Raw genomic sequence first — 15,016 nt, 5'->3', positions numbered from 1 at the left:
CGGCCCGGCACGCCCTCGCCGGTGTGCCGACGGGGTCCCCTGTCTCCCGCGAGAGGCCGTCAAGCGGTCACCGGATCACGTGCGTGACGAAGCGCTCGGCCGTCCGTGCCAGCGCCTCACGGCCGTCCATCGCCCACAACTCCTCGCTGAACAGCTCGACTTCGATGGCGCCGGTGTAGCCGGCCGCGTCCATGTGTCCCTTCCACTCGCGCATGTCGATCGCGCCGTCGCCGAGCCGGCCGCGGCCGTTGAGCACGCCCGCGGGGAGCGGGGTGGTCCAGTCGGCGAGCTGGAAGGCGTGGAGGCGGCCGGCCGCGCCCGCGCGGGCGATCCGCGCGGGCGCGGTGTCGTCCCACCAGACGTGGTACGTGTCCACGGCGACCCCGACCTGCCGGGCGGGGAAGCGTTCGGCGAGGTCGAGGGCCTGGGCCAGGGTGGAGACCACGCAGCGGTCGGCCGCGTACATGGGGTGCAGCGGCTCGATCGCCAGCCTCACGCCCATCCCCTCCGCGTACGGGCCGAGTTCGGCCAACGCGTCCGCGACGCGCTCGCGTGCGCCGCGCAGGTCCCTGGAGCCGGCCGGCAGGCCGCCCGAGACCAGGACCAGGGTGCCGGTCCCGAGGGCGGCGGCCTCGTCGACGGCGCGGCGGTTGTCGGCCAGGGCCGCCTCGCGGGCGCCGGGGTCGGTCGCGGTGAGGAAGCCGCCGCGGCACAGGGTGCTGACGCGCAGACCGGCGTCGCGGACCAGCCCGGCGGCGGCGCCGACGCCGTACTCCTGGACCGGCTCGCGCCACAGGCCGACGCACGGTACGCCCAACTCGACGCAAGTACGGGCCAGTTCCGGCAGGGACAGCTGCCGTACGGTCATCTGGTTGATGCTGAGACGCGCGAGATCGCTCACTGGTCCACTCCGTACAGGGACAGCAGGGTCCGCATCCGCTCCTGCGCGACCTCCGGGTCGGGGAACAGGCCGAGGCCGTCGGCGAGTTCGTAGGCGCGGGCCAGGTGCGGCAGGGAGCGCGCCGACTGGAGGCCGCCGGGCATGGTGAAGTGCGACTGGTGGCCGGCCAGCCAGGCCAGGAACACGACCCCGGTCTTGTAGAAGCGGGTCGGGGCCTGGAAGAGGTGGCGGGCGAGGGCCACGGTCGGGTCGAGCAGGGCGCGGAAGCCGGCCGTGTCGCCGGTGTCCAGGATCCGTACCGCCTCGGCCGCGAGCGGGCCCAGCGGGTCGAGGACGCCGAGCAGCGCGTGGCTGAAGCCCCGCTCGTCGCCCGCGATCAGCTCCGGGTAGTGGAAGTCGTCGCCGGTGTAGCAGCGCACGCCCCGCGGCAGCCGCCGGCGCAGGCCGATCTCGCGCCCGGCGTCCAGCAGGGAGATCTTGACCCCGTCGACCTTGGCCGGGTGCGCGGCGATCAGCTCCAGGAAGGTGCCGGTGGCCGTATCGAGGTCGGACGATCCCCAGTAGCCCTCCAGGGCGGGGTCGAACACCGGGCCGAGCCAGTGCAGGATCACCGGTCCGGCGGCCTGGCGCAGCAGGTGGCCGTACACCTCCAGGTAGTCCTCCGCGCTCCTCGCCGTGGCCGCGAGGGCGCGGGAGGCCATCAGGATCGCCTGCGCGCCGCAGTCCTCGACGAGCGCGAGCTGCTCCTCGTAGGCCCGGCGGACCTCCGCGAGGGTGCCGCCGGTGATCTGGTCGGTGCCGGCGCCGCAGGCGAGGCGTCCGCCCACGCTCCGGGCCTCTGCCGCCGACCGGCGGATCAGCTCGGCCGCGGCCGCCCAGTCCAGGCCCATGCCGCGCTGGGCGGTGTCCATGGCCTCGGCGACCCCGAGGCCGTGGGACCACAGGTGGCGGCGGAAGGCGAGGGTGGCGTCCCAGTCGAGGGCGGCGGGCGAGTCCGGGGAGACGTCCGCGTACGGGTCGGCCACGACGTGCGCGGCCGCGAAGACCGTACGGGAGGTGAGCGGCGCCCCCTGGGGGGCGGCCCCGGGCCCTGGCACCCGCGGCCCGGTGCGGGGCTCGTAGGCCCGCAGGGTTCCGTCGGCGGCCGGCAGGCGGATGGTCACAGCGTGATCTCCGGCACGTCGACGCGGCGGCCCTCGGCCGAGGACTTCAGGCCCAGTTCGGCGAGCTGGACGCCGCGGGCGCCGGCGAGGAGGTCCCAGCGGTACGGGGCGCCGGCGTACACGTGCTTGAGGAACAGCTCCCACTGGACCTTGAAGGCGTTGCCGAACTCGCCGTTGTCCGGCACCTGTTGCCACTGCCCGCGGAAGGGTTCGGTGGCGGGGACGTCGGGGTCCCAGACCGGCCTGGGGGTGGCGGAGCGGTGCTGGACGCGGCAGTCGCGCAGGCCCGCGACGGCGGAACCCTCCGTGCCGTCGACCTGGAACTCGACGAGTTCGTCCCGGTGGACGCGTACCGCCCAGGAGGAGTTGATCTGCGCGACCGCGCCGCCCTCGAGCTCGAAGACGGCGTAGGCGGCGTCGTCCGCGGTGGCGTCGTAGGGCTTGCCGTGCTCGTCCCGGCGCCGGGGGATGTGGGTGGCGGTGAGGGCCTGCACGGACCTCACGCGCCCGAACAGCTCGTGCAGGACGTACTCCCAGTGCGGGAACATGTCGACGACGATGCCGCCGCCGTCCTCGGCGCGGTAGTTCCACGACGGGCGCTGGGCCTCCTGCCAGTCGCCCTCGAAGACCCAGTAGCCGAACTCCCCGCGCACGGACAGGATCCGGCCGAAGAAGCCGCCGTCGACCAGCCGCTTCAGCTTGAGCAGCCCGGGCAGGAAGATCTTGTCCTGTACGACGCCGTGCCGGACGCCCGCCGCGTGCGCGAGCCGGGCGAGTTCCAGGGCGCCGTCGAGGCCGGTGGCGGTGGGCTTCTCGGTGTAGACGTGCTTCCCGGCGGCGACGGCCTTGCGGACGGCCTCCTCGCGGGCCGAGGTGACCTGGGCGTCGAAGTAGATGTCGACGTCCGGGTCGCGGAGCACGGCGTCCAGGTCGGTCGAGAAGTGCTCCAGGCCGTACCGGGCGGCGAGCGCCCTGAGCGCGTGTTCGCGGCGGCCGACCAGGACCGGTTCCGGCCACAGCAGGGTGCCGTCGCCGAGGTCGAGACCGCCCCGCTCGCGCAGGGCGAGGATCGAGCGCACCAGGTGCTGGCGGTGGCCCATGCGCCCGGTGACGCCGTTCATGGCGATGCGAACCGTCTTGCGTGTCACGTCGGTCCCTTCGTGCGGCGGCGGTTCACGAGCCCCGAACATCCCGGCGGGCGCGTCGGCGGACAGCGCCACAGGAGGCTGGCGGCGCCGGCGGCGGACTGCACCGGCTACCCGCCGCACCGACTGCCCGCCGCACCGGCTGCCGACCGCACCCGGCGAGTATCGCAGCAACCGCTTTCTATGCGCTCAGAAGCTAGCCCTGCGCGGCGGCCGGGACAAGAGCGCGTCCGTACCGTGTTGTTCGAGGGGGCGAACAAGCAGGGCCGGTGGCCGTAAGGTCGGCACGACAGCGCGACCGGCGGAACACCTGCGCGACCTGCGGCGGGGCCCGCCCGGCACGGCTGCTCACGTACGACGACGACATGCGCGACCGGAGGACGACGAGATGACGGTGACCCTGGCGGACGTGGCGGCCCGCGCCCAGGTCTCGCCCGCGACGGTGTCGCGCGTGCTGAACGGCAACTACCCGGTGGCCGCCTCCACCCGGGAGCGGGTGCTCAAGGCGGTCGACGAGCTGGACTACGTCCTCAACGGGCCCGCCAGCGCGCTCGCCGCCGCCACCTCCGACCTGGTCGGCATCCTCGTCAACGACATCGCCGACCCCTTCTTCGGGATCATGGCGAGCGCGATCCAGTCGGAAATCGGCGGGCCCGGCGGCCGGGCGGGCGGAGAACGGCTGGCGGTGGTCTGCAACACGGGCGGCTCGCCCGAGCGCGAGCTGACCTACCTCACGCTGCTGCAGCGGCAGCGGGCCGCGGCCGTGGTGCTCACCGGCGGGGCGGTGGAGAACGAGCCGCACGCGGAGGCGGTCGCCGCGAAGCTGCGCAAGCTGACGGAGGCCGGGACGCGGGTGGTGCTGTGCGGGCGGGCGCCCACGCCCGACACCCGGGCCATAGCCCTGGCCTTCGACAACCGGGGCGGGGCGCGGCAGTTGACCGAGCACCTGATCGGCCTCGGCCACCGGCGGCTCGGCTGCATCGCCGGCCCCCGGGAGCACACGACCACCCGCCACCGCCTGGAGGGACACCGCGAGGCGCTGGCCGCCGCGGGCGTCGAGGACGACCCGCGGCGCACGGTGCACGGGCACTACGACCGCCGCTCGGGGTACGAGGCCGCGCTGGAACTGCTGCGACGCGACCCGGACCTGACCGCGATCGTCGCCGCCAACGACTCCGTCGCGCTCGGCGCCTGCGCGGCCCTGCGCGAGTCGGGGCTGCGCGTCCCCGGGGACATCTCCGTCGCCGGCTTCGACGACCTGCCCTTCAGCATCGACGCGGTGCCGTCCCTGACGACCGTCCGGCTCCCGCTGGCCGAGGCGGGCGCCCGCGCCGGCCGTATCGCCATGGGCCGCGAGGAGCCGCCTCCCGGGGGGATCGCGACGGTACGGGGCGAACTCATGGTCCGAGGGTCCTCGGGGGTGCCGCGGGTCCAGTGAACGGCCGCTCGCGAGGGGGGTACGACCGTGGACGGTGGAGGGTTCGCGGGGCTAGCCTCGTAGCAAGGTTTCTCTGACTGAGTCAGACATCGCGGCGCCCGCCCGCGACCGGTACCGCTCCCGGCGGACAGGGCGTCGCGGCCGACCCTCCCCGGAGGCCGACCATGACCGTGCAGGACGTCCGCGCCTTCAACCGCTTCTACACCAACGTCGTCGGCGCGCTCGACTACGGCCGCCACCTCTACGCCCCGTACACCCTCACCGAGTCACGCGTGCTGTACGAGCTCGCGCACTCGGCGCGCACCGACGCGGCCGACCTGCGGGGCCGGCTGTCCCTCGACGCGGGGTACCTGAGCCGGATCCTCAACCGGTTCGAGCGGGACGGGCTGGTCGAGCGGGCGCCGTCCGAGAAGGACCCCCGGCGCCGGCGCGTCACCCTGACCCCGCGCGGGCGGGACGCCGCCCACCTGCTCGACGAGCGGGCGCGCGAGACCGTCGGCCGCCTGCTCGCCTCCGTGCCGCCCGGGGACCGCCCCCGCCTCGCGGAGGCCATGCGCACCGTGCGCGAGGTGCTGACCGCCCGCCGCCCGCCCCGCTCCGAGGACGTGCTGCTGCGTGACACGGTCCCCGGCGACCTCGGGTGGATCGTGCAGCGCAACGCCGCCGTCTACGCGGCCGAGTTCGGCTGGAACCCCGACTACGAGGGGCTGGTGGCGCGCATCGTCGCGGACTTCGCCGGGGACCACGACCCGCACCTGGAGCGGGTGTGGATCGCCGAGCTCGACGGACGTCCGGTGGGCTGCGTGATGTGCGTACGGGACGAGGCGCCGGCCACCGCCCGGCTGCGGCTGCTGCTCGTCGAGCCCGAGGCGCGCGGCCTCGGCATCGGCGACCGGCTGGTGCGGGCGGTCGTGGACTTCGCGCGCGAGGCCGGCTACCGGGACCTGGTCCTGTGGACGAACTCCGTGCTCGCCGCGGCCCGGACGGTCTACCTGCGGCACGGCTTCTCGCTGGTGGACGAGCGGCCCCACCGTTCCTTCGGCCAGGACCTGGTGGGCCAGGACTGGCGGCTCGACCTGCGCGCGACGCCCGGACGGCGGCGGGCGGGGGCGGAGGGTACGTACGACGAGTAGGGTCGAGGGGTATGAAGCTGGCGTTCTCCACCCTCGGTGTCCCCGGCCTGCCCGTACCGGACGTGGCGCGTCTCGCGGCCGCGCACGGCTACCACGGCGTCGAACTGCGCGCGCACCCCGAGGAACCCGTCCATCCGGGCCTGGACCGGGCCGAACGGCACCGGGTGGCGGCCGAGTTCGAGGCGGCCGGAGTCGAAGTCCTGTGCGTGGCGGGGTACGCGCGGGTCGCGGCCCCCGGAGAGGACGCGCCCGTTCTCAATGAGGTCCGAGAACTCCTCGGTCTGGCAGCCGACTTGTGCGCTCCCTTCGTACGGGTCTTCCCCGGCGGCGACCCGGACCTGCCGCGCGAGGAGGCCGACGCTACGGCGGCCCGGCGCCTTGGCACGGCCGCCGAGCACGCGGCGGACCTCGGTGTGCGCGTACTGCTGGAGACCCACGACTCGCACCGCACGGGCGCGGACGCGATGCGCGTCCTGGGCCTGGTGGGGCACCGCCGGGCGGGCGCGCTGTGGGACGTGATGCACACCTGGCTGGGCGGCGAGCAGCCGCAGGACACGTACGCCGCCCTGTCGCCGCATCTCGGATACGTCCAGGTCAAGGACATCGCCGCGCCCGACGACACCACTCCGCTGCCGCTCGGCTCCGGGGTGCTGCCCCTCGCCGAGTGCGTCGACGTCCTGTGCCAGGGCGGCTGGGACGGCTGGCTGTGCTGGGAGTACGAGAAACGGTGGTACGAGTCCGCGGCCCCGCTGCCGGATCTGCTCGGCCCCGGCCGCGACCACCTCTCCCGCCTCCTGAACGACGCGGCCTGACGGCGGGACCCGACTTCGGGATCCAGCGGCGAGACCCGACTTCGGGATCCGACGGCGGGGCCCTGCGGTGGGGTCCGACGGTGAAGTCATCGTCGGGTCAAGGGCTTTCCTCCCGACGCCCAAACGACCGTAAGCATTGCGCATGCGACCGCCGGGCCGCCCGGACATGCCCGGATTTGCGCCCGTGAGGGCTGGCTACTGTGGCAGGGCCCGGTGGGTGGTGATCAGGAGGAGCAGGGGGAGTCCGGCGGTGGATGGACCGATACGGTCGCGCATTCTCGACTACGCCGGACCGCACACGGACGGCCCCGAACCGGCCGCCACCGCCCCCGAGGACGCACCGCACACCCCCCGCTCCCGGCTTCTCGACTACGCCGAGGACGCGCCGCCCGCGCGGACGGAGGAGGACGCGCGACCCGGCCCGAAGCCCGGCGTTCCCCCGTACCACACACCGGTGCTGGTGCCCGCACACCCGCGCTACGTCGAAGCCGTCGACGCCGAGGGGCGAGCCGGGCGCGTGCCCTTCGTGGCGTACGAACTCTTCGCCCACCCCACGGCCGGGACGGTGGCCTTCGCCTTCACCACCCCGGCCCGGCTGGTCGCCGCCCTCGGTGAGGCGCAGCCGTGGATCGCGGCCTCGATCGGACCGCTGGCCGAGGGCATGCGCGAGCACGGGGTGACGGTCCTGCTCGATCCCCGGGTCGCCGGCGGGCAGTACAACTGGCGGCCGGAGGACCTGGCCTCCTACGCACGGGAGGTGCGCTGATGCCGGCCGACTTCAAGGCGGTCATGGGCGACCTGACCTCGCTGGCCAGGACGCTCCATGAACAGGCGCGCGCCTACCGTGAGTTGGGGCCTTCCCTGTCGCCGCCGGGCGCCAGTGGCGGCGACGCCGGGCTGGACGCGGCGCTGAGGGAGGTGGCCCTCCTCATCTCCGCGCTGCACTGCGGGTTCGCCGACCGGCTGGACGACCACGGGGACCTGGTCGCGAAGTCGCGGGACGCCTTCCAGCGGCACGACATCGACGTGCACGGGCTCTTCGACGACCTGATGCCGGAGGGCGGGAACTGATGGGCGACAGCTGGGTCGGCGGTGACATCGGCGGGCTGCGCACGATGGCCGACACGTACAAGAACGCCAAGTCGAAGCTGGAGGAGGTCGTCCGGCCGGTCAGCACGGCCGTCGAGCACCTGGTGACGGACGCGCACTGGAAGGGCGAGTCGGCCGACAGCTTCCGGGGGCGCTGGAGCGAGGACGCGCTGACGGCGGGTGCGTTCGCGAACCTCGTGCACGACGCGGGCGGCATCATCGGCGACCTCGCCGACGCGCTGTCCGCGTGCGAGACCGCGCTGCAGAACGCCGAGCACGTCGCCCGGCGCAAGGGCGTGCCCACGGGCGACAAGGGCGTCCCGCTCCAGCTGCTCACGGCGGACCCGCCCAGCGCGGACGACCACAGGACGATCGCCGCGATGGCCGAGTACGCCAAGGCCCGCGACGAGATCCTGCACACGGCCCAGCACGCCCGCCTCCTGGCCGCGGACAAACTGCGGGGCCTGTACGCGCAGGTCACGGCACCGGTGTCGACCGGCGACAAGGTGACGCTGGCCGACGCCCTGCGGGGCCTTTACGCCTACGACGCCGAGGACGCCAGGGCCTCGGGCAGGAAGGCCCGCGGGCTGATCGACGAGGCCAGGGCCGAGGAGCGGGCCGCGAAGAAGGAGCTGAGGGCGGAACGGAAGGCCTTCCAGAAGGCCGGGCGGGCTCTGCCGGACGATCTTCCGGCCAAGGGCGCCTACCGTGACGCGGTGGCGCAGGTCCGGTCCCTGGAGGAGGACATCGCCCGCGCCGACCACGGCAGTACGAAACTGCCGTACGACCGTGCGCTGAACGTCAAGCTCGCCGACGCCGCGGACGCGCTGCGCGCGGGCAAGGCCCTGGAGAAGCTGCCCGACTTCCTCAAGGAACTCCCGGTTCTGGACGTCGCCGCCGCCGGCACCTGCGGGCTGCTCGAAGCGTCCGACGACCACGACAAGGGCTGGTCCTGGCAGCACTCCGTCGCCGTCGACGAGGGTGCCAACCTCGGGGGTCTGGCCGCCGGTGCGCTCGCGGCCGCCGTGCTGCCCGAGGCGGCGCCCGCGGCCGCCGTGGCGGTGGTCGGCGTAGGAGTGGCGGTCGTTTCGACCAGCGTCGTCGACCACGCCCTGCACGAGCACTGGAGCGAGGACATCCATGACCACGGCGTGGTCGACGGTGTTCTGGTCGGCGGCAAGCACGTCGCGGCGGAGACGACGGGTGACATCAAGAGGTTGGGCAAGGAGGTCTGGCATGGCATCACGAGCGTCTTCTGAGATGCCGGCCCCGGCGCCCCGCGTCGAGATCCCCGCGCTGCCGAGACTCGGCACGACGTGGTACGACCGCGGGGTCCCCTACTGGTTGCGCCGCATGCGCACCGCCGTCGGGTTGCTCGTCGTGATGGGCATGACCTGTGCGTTCGCGCTCGCCTTCTACATGGGCTTCCGCGAGGTGCTGCCGCCGGGCGTGCGTGTCGTGTGGGACACGGTCCAGGCGATCGCGGCCTGCGCGGTCCTGGTCTGGGGGTGGGTCCAGCAGCGCCGGGGACACCGCGAACAGCTCCGCAACCCGCCCACTCCCCTTCAGAGCAGGCTAGCGCGGCGTGATCAGAGCGGCCGGGCCCCGGGTCTGGTCGCCCTCGGCCGCGGGCTCGCCGTGCTCGCCGCGCCCGTCGTGCCGGCGCTCGCCGCCTACGCCGTCGGCTGGCTGACCGCCTGGCTCACCGTCCGCGAGTACCCCAGCGAGGTCGGCGCCCGCCGGTGGATGGAGCGGCGGTGAGTTCCGGCAGGACCCCGCGTACGCCCGTCAGGGAGCGGGCGGGCCGTGCGTACACTCGCAAACCCCGAGCCCGTATGGGCGGCGTCTTCGCGTTGGTGATCGGTCTGGCCCTCCTGCTCGCCTCGGGCGCCGAGTTCGCCTACGCCACCGCGCTGGTGGGTACCCCCGGCCGCTTCTACGCGGAGTACCCCGAGCAGGTGCTCGACGGTGGGCGGGGTGGCTACCACACGCACACCGTGTGGCAGGGCACCTTCCGGTCGGACGACGGCAAGGTGACGGACAGTCACGTCCGTCTCGACGACGGTGGTGACGGGGACGCGCCGGTGCCCGTCACCCGGGCCGCGTCGGGCGACTACTACGTCGCGAAGCCGGGCTACGTCCTCGGCTGGCTGTGCGGGTTCTTCCTCGGAGGGTGTCTCCTCACCTGCGCCCTGCCCCCGCTCCGTTTCGGACGGCCGTTCCGTCCCGGCGATCCGGACGCTCCCGCGTGGGTCCGCAACGTCATGCGGGTCTCTCTGGGGTGTCTGGTCACCTGCGGGGCGGCAGGGGCAGCGGCTCTTGCCGTAGCCGTCGCGGGCTGAGCCGGGGCTCGGGGGACGGGCGGCCCTGGGGCAGGGACGTCAGGGCCACTCCGCACACCAGGAGTGCGGCCGCGCACCAGCGCAGCGGGGTGATGGGCTCGCCGAGGAGGAGGGTGGCGGACGTCATGCCGAAGACCGGGACGAGGAGGGAGAACGGGGCGACCGTGGACGCCGGGTGGTTGCGCAGGAGCCATCCCCAGGCGCCGAAGCCGAACACCGTGGTGACCCAGGCGACGTAGAGGACCGTGCCCGCGCCCTGCCAGTCCAGGGCGCGCAGGGCGGCCAGGTCGCGCGAGGGGCCCTCCAGGAGGAGGGACAGGGCGAGCAGGGGCAGCACGGGGACCGTGCTCACCCAGACCATGAAGTTCAGCGCGTCCGGGGGCGCCGCCTTGCGGGTCAGGACGTTGGACACGCCCCAGCAGGCCGCCGCCGCGACGACCAGGGCGAAGGCGCCCAGCGGGCCCGAGGCGCCCTCGTCTACGGCGGCCACGGCGATGCCGGCGAGGGCCACCGCCATGCCCGCGAGGCGCCGCCGCGAAGGCCGTTCGCCGAGCGCCACGCACGCGAACAGCGCCGTGAACACCGCCTGGATCTGGAGCACCAGCGAGGACAGCCCGGCCGGCATCCCCGCGCCCATCCCCACGAACAGCAGCCCGAACTTCGCCACGCCCAGCACCAGTCCCACCGCCACGATCCACCGCCACGGCACCTTCGGGCGCCCCACGAAGAGCACCGCGGGCAGCGCGGCGGCCAGGAAGCGCAGGGCCGAGAACAGCAGGGGCGGGAAGTGGCCGAGGCCGACCTCGATGACGGTGAAGTTCACGCCCCAGACGGCGGCGACGAGAACGGCGAGAAGAACATGGGCTGATCGCATGCGTCGAGGATCACTTCCCCGGACCATGAAGCACCAGCGATGATTGATGGAGTGTTGCCTGAAGCATCGCTAACCGGTCCCAGGCGGGCACCGGCGCCATGAACGCATCGACCCCTTGAACGGCGGGAGTCACTCGTGCTCGATCTGCAGCGTCTGCGTGCCCTGCACGCCGTCTCCGTGCACGGCAGCGTCGGGGCGGCCGCCGTCGCGCTCGGCTACACCTCCTCGGCCGTGTCCCAGCAGATCGCCAAGCTGGAGCGCGAGACGCGGACCGTGCTCCTGGAGCGGGCCGGACGGGGCGTGCGGCTCACCGACGAGGCGCGGCAACTGGTCGCCACCGCCGGTGAGTTGCTCGCCATCGTGGAGAGGGCCGAGACCGAGCTGGAGGAGCGGCGCGGGGTGCCGGCCGGGCGGCTGACGGTGGCCGCGTTCCCCTCGGCGGCCCGCGGCCTGCTGCCGCCGGTCCTCGCGGACCTGGCCAGGCGCCACCCCGGCCTGGACGCACGGCTCACCGAGATCGACCCCCACCTGTCCGTCGGCCTCGTCGCCAAGGGTGCCGTCGACCTCGCGGTCGCGCACGACTGGGACATCGCGCCGCTGCCCGCGCCGGAGGGGGTCGAGCACGCGGCCATCGGCGAGGACCTGTGCGACCTGCTGGTGCCCGTGGGGCACCGGCTCGCGGGACGGAGCGGGGTGCAGCGCTCGGAGCTGGGCGGCGAGCGCTGGGTCTGCCAGCCGCCGGGGCGGGTCTGCCACGACTGGCTGCTGCGCACCCTGCGCGCGGCCGGCCACGAGCCGGAGGTCGTCCACCAGGCCGAGGAGAACCCCACGCTCGTGGCTCTGGTCGCCGCGGGACTCGGCGTGGCGCTGATCCCGCGGCTGGGCCGCGGCCCGCTGCCCGAGGGGGTCGTCGAGGTGCCGCTCGACCCCGTGCCCGTACGGCGGCTGTACGCGCTGTGGCGTAAGGGCGCCGCCCGCCGCCCGGCCATCGCCGAGACCGTGCGCACCTTGAGGGAGCACTGGCCCGAGGTGGCCGCGCCCCGGCACCGGTGACCTCCCGCGCCCGCCCCGGCTCCCCGCCCCGCCGGTCCCTCCGCCCCCTCCGCACCACCCCCGTACCGACTTCCCGGAACCGCCCCCGCCGGGGAACCCCGCAACCGCCCCGCTCGTCCAACCGGCAAGCCTCCGGACGAGTCTGCGCGGTGCGGTGTCGGCCCTCGCTGCTGGCTGCGATCGCCGACCACCCTCTCCTCCGCACCGCGGCCGGCGGCACGCCGCCATCGGTGCGCCCCCCTCCAACTGCGCCGATGGCGGCCCCTTTCCGGCGGGGCCGGCGCCCCGCGCACCGCCCGCACGGGTGCTGCGCGTTCCCTTGACTGGCAGAAACTTCCCGGATATTGGTGGCTCCTTGGAAGTTTCCTTCAACGGAACACCTCCGGAAGGAGCGCACGTGCCCGACTCCACACGCCCCTCCGCCCCAACCTCCACCAAGCCCTCCGCCCGCCCCTCCAGACGCACGGTCCTCGCCGCCACCGCGGGCCTGACCGCCGCCCTCGCTGCCGACGCGACGGCGGCCGGCGCCGCGCACGCGGCCTCGCCCGCAGGGGACCGCCGTCTGAACGCCCTCATCTCCCGGATGACGCTGGAGGAGAAGGTCGGCCAGCTGTTCGTGATGCGGGTCTACGGCCACTCGGCCACCGACCCCGACCAGGCCGACATCGACGCCAACCTCAAGGAGATCGGCGTTCGCACCGCCGCCGAGCTGATCGCCAGGTACCGCGTCGGCGGCATCATCTACTTCACCTGGGCCCACAACACCCGCGACCCGCACCAGATCGCCGCCCTCTCCAACGGCATCCAGCACGCCTCGCTCGCCCAGCCGCGCGGTCTGCCCGTGCTGGTCACCACCGACCAGGAGCACGGCATCGTGTGCCGGGTGGGCAAGCCCGCCACACTCTTCCCGGGCGCCATGGCGATCGGGGCCGGGGGTTCGCGCGCCGACGCCCGCACCCTGGGCCGCATCTCCGGCGCCGAGCTGCGCGCCATCGGCATCAACCAGGACTACTCCCCCGACGCCGACGTGAACGTCAACCCGGCCAACCCGGTCATCGGCGTACGGTCCTTCGGCGCCGACCCGGAGGCCGTGGCCGGGCTGGTGGCGGCCGAGGTGAAGGGCTATCAGGGCTCGGGCGTCGCCGCCACCACCAAGCACTTCCCCGGGCACGGCGACACCGCCGTCGACAGCCACTACGGCTTCCCGGTCATCACCCACAGCCGCGAGCTGTGGGAGAAGCTGGACGCGGTGCCGTTCCGGGCCTCGATCAGGGCCGGGATCGACTGCGTCATGACCGCGCACATCCAGTTCCCGGCGCTCGACGACTCCGGCGACCCGGCCACCCTCTCCCATCCGATCCTCACCGGCATCCTGCGCGGCGAACTCGGCTACGACGGCGTGGTGGTCACCGACTCGCTCGGCATGGAGGGCGTGCGCACCAAGTACGGCGACGACCGGGTGCCGGTGCTCGCCCTGAAGGCGGGCGTCGACCAGCTGCTCAACCCGCCCTCCCTGGACGTCGCCTGGAACGCCGTGCTGAAGGCCGTGCGCGAGGGCGAACTCACCGAGGCGCGGCTCGACGAATCGATCCTGCGCATCCTGCGGCTCAAGGCGCGCCTCGGCCTCTTCGAGGAGCCCTACGTCAGCGGGGCCGGCGTGGACCGCACGGTGGGCACCCGGCAGCACCTGGCCGAGGCCGACCGCATCGCCGAGCGCACGACGACCCTGCTGGCCAACGAGGGCCGCCTGCTGCCCCTGTCCCGGCGCACGCACCGCAGGCTGCTGGTGGTCGGCGCCGACCCCGCCTCCCCCTCGGGCACCACCGGGCCGCCCACCGGCGTGCTCGCGGCCGCCCTGACCGAACTCGGCTTCACCGCCACCGCCCTGTCCACCGGCATCACCCCCTCCGCCACGGTGATCGACCAGGCGGTCGCCGCGGCCGGGGACGCGGACGCGGTGGTGGTCGGGACGTACAACGTCACCGCGGGCAGCGCGCAGCGGACCCTGGTCGAGCGGCTGCTCGCCACCGGGAGGCCGGTCGTCGCCGTCGCCGTCCGCAACCCCTACGACATCGCCCAACTGCCCGGCGTGCCGGCCTGCTTGGCGACCTACTCCTGGACGGACGTGGAGCTGCGCGCCGCCGCCCGGGTCATCGCCGGCCGGGTCCGGCCGCGCGGGAGGCTGCCGGTGCCGGTGCAGCGGGCGGACGATCCGGCGAAGGTGCTGTACCCCATCGGGTACGGCCTGTCGTACTAGCCGGTCCGGCACCGCGGGCGTACGAGACGTACGCCGCGCACCCGGCGGAACACCGCACTATGACCCGAACCACCCCATACGCCTGGCGTGGCCCACCGCCGCGGGCCACGCTGGACCGGGTGCGGTGATCGGGGGGATGGCGATGGGTGCGAGATGGTCCGTCGGGGCGGGGGCCGCGCTGCTCGCCGCGCTGCTGGCCGTCACCGGCTGCCAGAGGGCGCCGGAAGGGGCCGGGCAGGAGGGGGCGCGGAATCGGCCGGGCGCCGCTCCCGCCTCCGCGCGGCCCTCCAACTACGGCACGGTGTTTCTCGGGGTCGGCGCGTGCAGTTCCTTCGGCACCACCACCTTCACCGAGGTGCCGTGCGACGGCGAGCGGGCGGCGGCCCGGGTGGTCGCCCGCCACGACGGGGACCCGGACCACGGCCCGGCCTGCCCCGCGACCACCGACTTCGTGCTCCACATCAGCGCCCAGCGGGCCCCGGCCGGGGCGGCCGGCGACCGTGCCGTACCTCGCGGCTACGCCTGCATGCGCAACCTCGAACCGCCGCACCCGGGCGACCCCGGCGGCGGGGGCGGCCCGCGCACGATCGTCGGCGACTGCGTCTACGGCACCGGCCGGGGCGAGGTGCGCGAGACCGCCTGCGACGGGACGGGGAAGCACCGGCCCGAGTACCGGGTGACCCGGGCCGTCGCCCGCCGCGCCGAGTGCCCGCCGGCCACCGCGCTGTACGTGCAGCTGGGCGGTGAGGAGCCGGTGGGCTGCGCCCGGAGACTGTGAGGGGCGTCCCCGGGCGCCGCGCCGTCGGGGA

At 74.4% G+C, this 15,016-nt stretch carries 15 protein-coding genes; 11 read left to right on the top strand and 4 right to left on the bottom strand.

Features of this window, described 5'->3' with window-relative positions:
- Nucleotides 1-67: 67 nt before the first annotated feature.
- Genes IE217_RS15465 through IE217_RS15455 form a run of 3 tightly spaced genes read right to left on the bottom strand, consistent with a single transcriptional unit; the run spans nucleotide 68 to nucleotide 3,212 of the window.
- Nucleotides 68-901 (bottom strand): sugar phosphate isomerase/epimerase family protein, encoded by an 834-nt coding sequence (locus IE217_RS15465; RefSeq protein ID WP_190178427.1) that lies wholly within the window; start codon nucleotides 899-901, stop codon nucleotides 68-70.
- Nucleotides 898-2,064: a dihydrodipicolinate synthase family protein gene (locus IE217_RS15460; protein WP_190178426.1), complete on the bottom strand. Its 1,167-nt coding sequence runs from the start codon at nucleotides 2,062-2,064 to the stop codon at nucleotides 898-900. The genes IE217_RS15465 and IE217_RS15460 overlap by 4 nt, the downstream gene beginning before the upstream one ends.
- The gene (locus IE217_RS15455) at nucleotides 2,061-3,212 is read right to left on the bottom strand and encodes a Gfo/Idh/MocA family protein (RefSeq protein ID WP_190178425.1); all 1,152 of its coding nucleotides are present in this window, start codon (nucleotides 3,210-3,212) and stop codon (nucleotides 2,061-2,063) included. The genes IE217_RS15460 and IE217_RS15455 overlap by 4 nt, the downstream gene beginning before the upstream one ends.
- Nucleotides 3,213-3,597: 385 nt before the next feature.
- On the opposite strand from IE217_RS15455, the gene IE217_RS15450 reads away from it, so the two are divergent.
- The 8 genes from IE217_RS15450 (at nucleotide 3,598) to IE217_RS15415 (ending at nucleotide 10,023) form a co-directional block, all read left to right on the top strand.
- The gene (locus IE217_RS15450; RefSeq protein ID WP_190178424.1) at nucleotides 3,598-4,647 is read left to right on the top strand and encodes a LacI family DNA-binding transcriptional regulator; all 1,050 of its coding nucleotides are present in this window, start codon (nucleotides 3,598-3,600) and stop codon (nucleotides 4,645-4,647) included.
- Between the two features lie 164 nt (nucleotides 4,648-4,811).
- Complete coding sequence (locus IE217_RS15445; protein ID WP_190178423.1) at nucleotides 4,812-5,780, top strand: bifunctional helix-turn-helix transcriptional regulator/GNAT family N-acetyltransferase; 969 nt, start codon at nucleotides 4,812-4,814, stop codon at nucleotides 5,778-5,780.
- An 11-nt stretch (nucleotides 5,781-5,791) separates the two neighbouring features.
- Nucleotides 5,792-6,592: a sugar phosphate isomerase/epimerase family protein gene (locus IE217_RS15440; RefSeq protein WP_190178422.1), complete on the top strand. Its 801-nt coding sequence runs from the start codon at nucleotides 5,792-5,794 to the stop codon at nucleotides 6,590-6,592.
- A gap of 250 nt (nucleotides 6,593-6,842) precedes the next feature.
- Nucleotides 6,843-7,358 carry an SAV_915 family protein gene (locus tag IE217_RS34695; RefSeq protein ID WP_229865310.1) on the top strand — a complete coding sequence of 172 codons (516 nt, stop codon included), beginning with the start codon at nucleotides 6,843-6,845 and terminating at the stop codon, nucleotides 7,356-7,358.
- Nucleotides 7,358-7,663, top strand: coding sequence for a DUF6317 family protein (locus IE217_RS15430; protein WP_190178421.1), 306 nt, complete (start codon nucleotides 7,358-7,360; stop codon nucleotides 7,661-7,663). Before IE217_RS34695 ends, IE217_RS15430 begins: the two co-directional genes overlap by 1 nt.
- Nucleotides 7,663-8,940 (top strand): WXG100 family type VII secretion target, encoded by a 1,278-nt coding sequence (locus IE217_RS15425; RefSeq protein WP_190178420.1) that lies wholly within the window; start codon nucleotides 7,663-7,665, stop codon nucleotides 8,938-8,940. The genes IE217_RS15430 and IE217_RS15425 overlap by 1 nt, the downstream gene beginning before the upstream one ends.
- The gene (locus IE217_RS15420; protein WP_190178419.1) at nucleotides 8,918-9,442 is read left to right on the top strand and encodes a hypothetical protein; all 525 of its coding nucleotides are present in this window, start codon (nucleotides 8,918-8,920) and stop codon (nucleotides 9,440-9,442) included. Before IE217_RS15425 ends, IE217_RS15420 begins: the two co-directional genes overlap by 23 nt.
- 74 nt (nucleotides 9,443-9,516) lie before the next feature.
- Entirely contained in the window at nucleotides 9,517-10,023 is a 507-nt protein-coding gene (locus tag IE217_RS15415; protein ID WP_190178418.1) for a hypothetical protein, read from the top strand.
- On the opposite strand, the gene IE217_RS15410 is transcribed toward IE217_RS15415, so the two are convergent.
- The gene (locus IE217_RS15410) at nucleotides 9,971-10,897 is read right to left on the bottom strand and encodes an EamA family transporter (protein WP_190178417.1); all 927 of its coding nucleotides are present in this window, start codon (nucleotides 10,895-10,897) and stop codon (nucleotides 9,971-9,973) included. The two genes, IE217_RS15415 and IE217_RS15410, sit on opposite strands and share 53 nt — an antisense overlap.
- A 135-nt stretch (nucleotides 10,898-11,032) precedes the next feature.
- Here IE217_RS15410 and IE217_RS15405 point away from each other — a divergent pair, with 135 nt between their 5' ends.
- The 3 genes from IE217_RS15405 (at nucleotide 11,033) to IE217_RS15395 (ending at nucleotide 14,985) form a co-directional block, all read left to right on the top strand.
- Entirely contained in the window at nucleotides 11,033-11,950 is a 918-nt protein-coding gene (locus IE217_RS15405) for a LysR family transcriptional regulator (RefSeq protein ID WP_190178416.1), read from the top strand.
- A gap of 397 nt (nucleotides 11,951-12,347) precedes the next feature.
- Nucleotides 12,348-14,207, top strand: coding sequence for a glycoside hydrolase family 3 protein (locus IE217_RS15400; RefSeq protein WP_229865309.1), 1,860 nt, complete (start codon nucleotides 12,348-12,350; stop codon nucleotides 14,205-14,207).
- A gap of 136 nt (nucleotides 14,208-14,343) precedes the next feature.
- Nucleotides 14,344-14,985 (top strand): hypothetical protein, encoded by a 642-nt coding sequence (locus IE217_RS15395; RefSeq protein ID WP_373298033.1) that lies wholly within the window; start codon nucleotides 14,344-14,346, stop codon nucleotides 14,983-14,985.
- The last annotated feature ends 31 nt before the right edge of the window (nucleotides 14,986-15,016 follow it).

The organism is Streptomyces naganishii JCM 4654 (assembly GCF_014650575.1).
In the GTDB taxonomy this organism is placed as follows: Bacteria; Actinomycetota; Actinomycetes; order Streptomycetales; family Streptomycetaceae; genus Streptomyces; species Streptomyces naganishii.
The sequence above is the reverse complement of the archived record's forward strand: the minus strand, read 5'-3'. Positions and strand labels throughout refer to the sequence as shown.

Coding starts and splice junctions, on each gene's coding strand:
- IE217_RS15440 (WP_190178422.1), top strand. CDS start 5,792: ATGAAGCTGGCGTTCTCCACCCTCGGTGTCCCCGGCCTGCCCGTACCG.
- IE217_RS15420 (WP_190178419.1), top strand. CDS start 8,918: ATGGCATCACGAGCGTCTTCTGAGATGCCGGCCCCGGCGCCCCGCGTC.
- IE217_RS15450 (WP_190178424.1), top strand. CDS start 3,598: ATGACGGTGACCCTGGCGGACGTGGCGGCCCGCGCCCAGGTCTCGCCC.
- IE217_RS15430 (WP_190178421.1), top strand. CDS start 7,358: ATGCCGGCCGACTTCAAGGCGGTCATGGGCGACCTGACCTCGCTGGCC.
- IE217_RS15410 (WP_190178417.1), bottom strand. CDS start 10,897: ATGCGATCAGCCCATGTTCTTCTCGCCGTTCTCGTCGCCGCCGTCTGG.
- IE217_RS15395 (WP_373298033.1), top strand. CDS start 14,344: ATGGCGATGGGTGCGAGATGGTCCGTCGGGGCGGGGGCCGCGCTGCTC.
- IE217_RS15415 (WP_190178418.1), top strand. CDS start 9,517: ATGGGCGGCGTCTTCGCGTTGGTGATCGGTCTGGCCCTCCTGCTCGCC.
- IE217_RS15425 (WP_190178420.1), top strand. CDS start 7,663: ATGGGCGACAGCTGGGTCGGCGGTGACATCGGCGGGCTGCGCACGATG.
- IE217_RS15445 (WP_190178423.1), top strand. CDS start 4,812: ATGACCGTGCAGGACGTCCGCGCCTTCAACCGCTTCTACACCAACGTC.